The sequence below is a fragment of the Gemmatimonadota bacterium genome, from assembly GCA_016209965.1.
In the GTDB taxonomy this organism is placed as follows: domain Bacteria; phylum Gemmatimonadota; class Gemmatimonadetes; order Longimicrobiales; family RSA9; genus JACQVE01.
The window spans coordinates 1-4,605 of record JACQVE010000280.1 but is presented as its reverse complement, the minus strand read 5'-3'; the positions used below and the strand labels follow the sequence as shown (position 1 = coordinate 4,605).

Annotated in this window: 5 protein-coding genes; all 5 read left to right on the top strand. The window is 73.4% G+C overall.

Going from position 1 to position 4,605, the window contains the following annotated elements; all coding sequences use genetic code 11:
• Nucleotides 1–847: NAD(P)H-hydrate dehydratase (locus tag HY703_11185; GenBank protein MBI4545750.1), on the top strand; the 847-nt coding region annotated here is incomplete at its 5' end.
• 133 nt (nt 848–980) lie between these two features.
• The gene (locus tag HY703_11180) at nt 981–2,582 is read left to right on the top strand and encodes a hypothetical protein (protein ID MBI4545749.1); all 1,602 of its coding nucleotides are present in this window, start codon (nt 981–983) and stop codon (nt 2,580–2,582) included.
• Nucleotides 2,579–3,589 carry a thiamine-phosphate kinase gene (gene thiL / locus HY703_11175; protein MBI4545748.1) on the top strand — a complete coding sequence of 337 codons (1,011 nt, stop codon included), beginning with the start codon at nt 2,579–2,581 and terminating at the stop codon, nt 3,587–3,589. The genes HY703_11180 and thiL overlap by 4 nt, the downstream gene beginning before the upstream one ends.
• On the top strand, nt 3,586–4,314 hold the full coding sequence (locus HY703_11170) for a 1-acyl-sn-glycerol-3-phosphate acyltransferase (GenBank protein ID MBI4545747.1): 729 nt from the start codon (nt 3,586–3,588) through the stop codon (nt 4,312–4,314). Before thiL ends, HY703_11170 begins: the two co-directional genes overlap by 4 nt.
• A gap of 5 nt (nt 4,315–4,319) precedes the next feature.
• Nucleotides 4,320–4,605, top strand: a 286-nt coding sequence (gene eno / locus HY703_11165; protein ID MBI4545746.1) for a phosphopyruvate hydratase, incomplete at its 3' end; no start/stop codon positions are given.

Below are 4,605 nucleotides of genomic sequence, written 5' to 3'. Positions count from 1 at the left end.
GCCGGACGCGCACAAAGGTTCGGTGGGCCGGCTGCTGGTGCTGGCGGGCTCCCGCGGCATGGCAGGCGCCGCGGCACTGGCGGGCCTGGGCGCCATCCGCGCAGGCGTGGGCCTGGTCCGGCTGGTCTCGGCGGCCGCGAACCGCGAGCCACTGCAGGCAGTCGTGCCGGAAGCGGTTTTCGCCGAGCGCGAGGACGAGGCGGCGGTCGAGCGGATGGCGGCCCATGCCGATGCCGTCCTTGCCGGCCCCGGCCTGGGTATTGGCGACGACGCCCGCGCCGTGCTGCACCGCGTGCTGGACCTCACCGCTGGCCGGCCCACACTCCTCGATGCCGACGCCATCACCATGCTGGCCAGTGAAGGGGATGGGCTCGGGCGGGTCGCGGCCGCGCGGCCGCTGGTGATCACGCCACATGCCGGCGAGATGAGCCGGATCAACGGGTGGCCTAATGAGCGAATCCTGCGCGAGCGTGTGGCCGTGGCCGGGGAGGTGGCCGGGCGCCTGGGGTGCGTGGTGCTGCTCAAGGGTGCGCCCGCCGTGATCGGCGCGCCGGGCGAGCCGGTGCTGGTGAACACGGTCGGCTCCTCGGACGTGGCGTCCGCCGGCATGGGAGACCAGCTTTCCGGCGCCATTGGCGCGTTCCTGGCCGGCGGTGCGCCGGCGCGTACAGCGGCGGCGCTCGGCCTGTTCTACTCCGGCCGCGCCGCGGACCTCGCCGCACGCGGCCGCTCGCTCACGCCGCGCGATGTCGCGGAGTGCATGCACCTGGCGTTCGCCGACCCCGGCCCCGCCACGCCGCCGCTCGAACTGCCGTTCATCACGTTCGACCAGCCGCCGCGGTGGTAAGATCTTCGCTGCGCTCGGGATGACATGAACGTGAGGTCAGCCCCACGCACTGGTGCCGGAACGCGCTCAGGCGGTGGTGTACCATGAGTCGACTCCCCCTGGCTCCCTTCGGGGTGACAGACCTGAGGTGTTCTTGACCCGCATCCCTGAATCGACCCTGCCGCTCTGCGCCCTGGCCGTGGTTCTGGCCGCGGTGCAGGGGTCGGCCCAGACCGGGCGACTGTGGCGGCCGGACGAGCGGGTGCTGCTGACGGCGTTCCATGAGCTGAGTGCCGTGGCCGTCGACGCGCGCCGCGTCTACGCCGCTTCGCCCTGGGGCCTCGAGGTCTACGACTTCGTCGCGCGGAGCTGGCTGCCGCCGATCACGGCCGAGGACGGCTACCCGGCAGGCGAGCGGGTGACGGCGATGGTGTACGACGAGGTCGCGAACGCACTCTGGTTGGGGACCGCCCGCGGCGAGCTGCTCGCCTATCGGCTCGTGTTCGGCGGCTTCGAGCGGTACGGCGTGGTGGCGGACGGGCCCGTGCTGCAGATCGTGCCCGGGCGGGACGTGCGGGAAAACGCGCTGTACCTGGCCGTGCCCGGCGGCTGGCAGCGGGTGCGGCGCGGCTCCTCCTTTGCCGAGACGGTGCCGCCCGATCAGGTCCCGGGCGGACAGGGGCAGGGGAGCGGATCGGCGGCGGAACGGCTCGGCCGGATGGACCCCTTCTTCCATTCGTTGCGCGGCACACTCGAGATGGACGAGCGGCTGCGTCACTGGCCGATCAGCGATGTGGCGCCTGCCGCGAGCCCGGGCCGGTACTGGGTGGCTACCTACGGCGGCAACCTGCTCCTCTACGACAGCCGCCGGATGGATGCGGAGCGGCTGACGTTCGGGCTGCCAGGGCGTGGCGCAGGCGCCCTGGCGCTGGACGGCAGGTTCCTGTGGTTCGGCGGCGATGGCCAGGGCGCGCGCCGCGGGATCGCGCAATGCGAGCTGACGCTGCAGCAGTGTCGTCACTTCGAGGCGGGCTACGACGGCGCGCCGGCCGGCTACGTGAACGACGTGCTCGCCACCGGCGTGGCCATCTGGTTCGCGGCTGCCGACGGCCTCTTCCGCTACGACCGGCAGGGGCGCTGGCGGCGCTATACGGAAGGCGATGGCCTGCCCGCGGCCGAGGCCCGGGTGCTGGCGCGGGCGGGCAATGGCGTGTGGGTCGGCACGCGCCGCGGCCTGGTCGCCGTGGATGGCGAGGGCGACGTCGTCGGGCCGACGCTCTTCCCGGGTCGTGCCATCCACGGCCTCGCCAGCAGCCGGGACAGCCTCTGGATCGCTGCCGAGGTCGGGCTCTGGCTCATCCCCTCCGCGGGCGCGGAGCCGCTGCGCGCACCGGCGGCCGAGCGGCTGCCCGCCCTGGCCACGGCGGTGACGGACGTGCGCCCCGCCTTCGGCGCCGTCTTCGCCATCACGCCGGACGCACTCTACCGCTATGACGGGCGCGAGTGGCAGGGCCCGCTGCGCGAGGCGGCGCTGGGCGGGCTGGGCCGGCTGCGCACGCTGGCCGCCGCCGGCGACCAGCTCTGGGTGGGTGGCGACGCGGGCGTGGGCCGGTGGGACCAGCAGCGGCGCGAGTGGACGTACTACCTGGTGGGCCCGGACATTCCGGAGGGGCCGGTGCGCCGCGTGCTGCCAGTGGGCGACCACGTCTGGGTGGCCACGCCCGCCGGCGCTTTGCGGCTGGCGTGGCGGCCGTGAGGAGCGTTGCCCTGGGCGCCGGCGCCGAGTTCGACCTGATCCGCCGCTTCCTCGCGGCCGGCGCGGAGAGTGGCGAGGGCGGACCGACCGCGAACCAGTTGCTGGTCGGCCCGGGCGACGACTGCGCCGTGCTGGCCGGCGGGCTGGTGGTCGGCGCCGACCTGGCCGTCGAGGGCGTGCATTTCCGCCGCGACTGGCTGAGCCCGAAGGAGATCGGCTACCGCGCCGCGGCCGCGTCGCTCAGTGACCTGGCGGCTATGGCCGCTCAGCCCCTCGGCATCCTGGTCGCACTCGCCGTGCCGCCCGAGGACGTGCCGGAGCCGGCCACGGAGATCATGGCGGGCGCGCGAACGGCCGCCTGGGAGGCCGGCGCCATGCTGCTGGGCGGAGACCTGACCGCCTCGCCCGGACCACTGGTCCTGGACGTGGTCGTGCTGGGCCGCGCCGAGCCGCCCGTGCTGCGCGCCGGCGCGCGGCCAGGCGATGAGCTCTGGGTTACGGGAGAGCTGGGCACGGCGGCGGCAGCCGTCCGCGCCTGGCGGCGCGGCCGCCCGCCGCCGCCCGCCGCGCGCCTCGCCTTCGCGCGGCCACGCCCGCGCATCCGCGAGGCGCGCTGGCTCGCCCAGCAGGGTGTGCTGCACGCGCTCATTGACCTGTCCGACGGCCTGGCCGGCGACGCCGCGCACATGGCTGCGGCCGGCGGCGTCGCGATTGTTCTCGATCCGGAGGTCCTGCCCGTCAGTGCCTGTCTGAGCGAGGAGGTATCGGCTGCACAGGAGATCTGGGAGCTGGCGCTGGGCGGCGGCGAGGATTACGAGTTGTGCTTTGCCGCGCCGGCCGGCCGCGTCGCGCCGCTGGTTGGCGAATTTGAGCGGGAGTTCGGCGTGCGGCTGAGCGCGGTGGGCGAAGTGCGGGCCGGGAGCGGCGTCGTCGTCCCGGGCAAGGAGGGCCGGACCGAGCCGCTGCGCGTGAAGGGGTTCCGCCACTTCGAGGGAGCTGCCGAGTGATCCGCAGCCTCTGGATAATACTCAACCTACTGGTGGCGACGCTGCTGCTGGCCGGACTTGTTGTGCTGGCCGCGTTCCTGGGCATTGGCACTCGCATCTACGACTGGGCGCCGCGCGCCTGGTCCCGCTGGATGCTGCGCGTGAGCGGCACGCCCGTGCGGCTGCAGGGGCTCGAGCACGTCAAGCTGGATGGTCCGCAGATCTTCGCGGCCAACCACCAGTCCTGGTACGATGTCTTTGCCCTGGCCGCGGTCATCCCCAAGCGCTACCGCTTCGTGGCCAAGCGGGAGCTGGAGGCGATCCCGCTCTTTGGCCGCGCCTGGAAGGCGGCCGGCCACATCTCGGTTGATCGCGGCGACCGCGCCTCCGCCATCCGCTCGCTGGAGCAGGCGGGTGAGCTGATCCGTCGCGACAACAGCTCGGTGGTGATCTTCCCGGAAGGCACACGCACGCGAACGGGGCAGCTCTTGCCCTTCAAGAAGGGCGCCTTCATGCTGGCGCTGCACACGGGGGTCGAGATCGTGCCCGTCGCCATCTTCGGCACGCGCCGGATCCTGCCCAAGGGCGCCTGGCACGTGCGTCCCGGCCCGATTATTGTTCGCTTTGGCCGGCCGATCTCGACCGTGGAGTATACCGAGGCCGACCGCGACACGCTCATCGCCGAGGTGCGCGGCCGGATCGAGTCGCTGCTCGCAGAGCTGCCTCCCACCCGCCGGGCGTCCTGAACGAAATGTCTGCCATCGCCAGCATTCGCGCGCGTGAAATCCTGGATTCCCGCGGTAACCCTACAATCGAAGCCGACGTGGTGCTGGAGAGCGGCGCGAGCGGCCGCGCGGCCGTGCCTAGCGGCGCCTCGACCGGCGAGTTCGAGGCGCTCGAGCTGCGCGACGGCGAGGCTGGGCGCTACGGCGGCAAGGGCGTGCGCCGCGCAGTGCAGAACGTGAACGAGCTGATCGCGCCCGAAGTCGTCGGGCTGGACGCCGCGGACCAGGTCGCGCTCGACCGCGCGCTGCTCG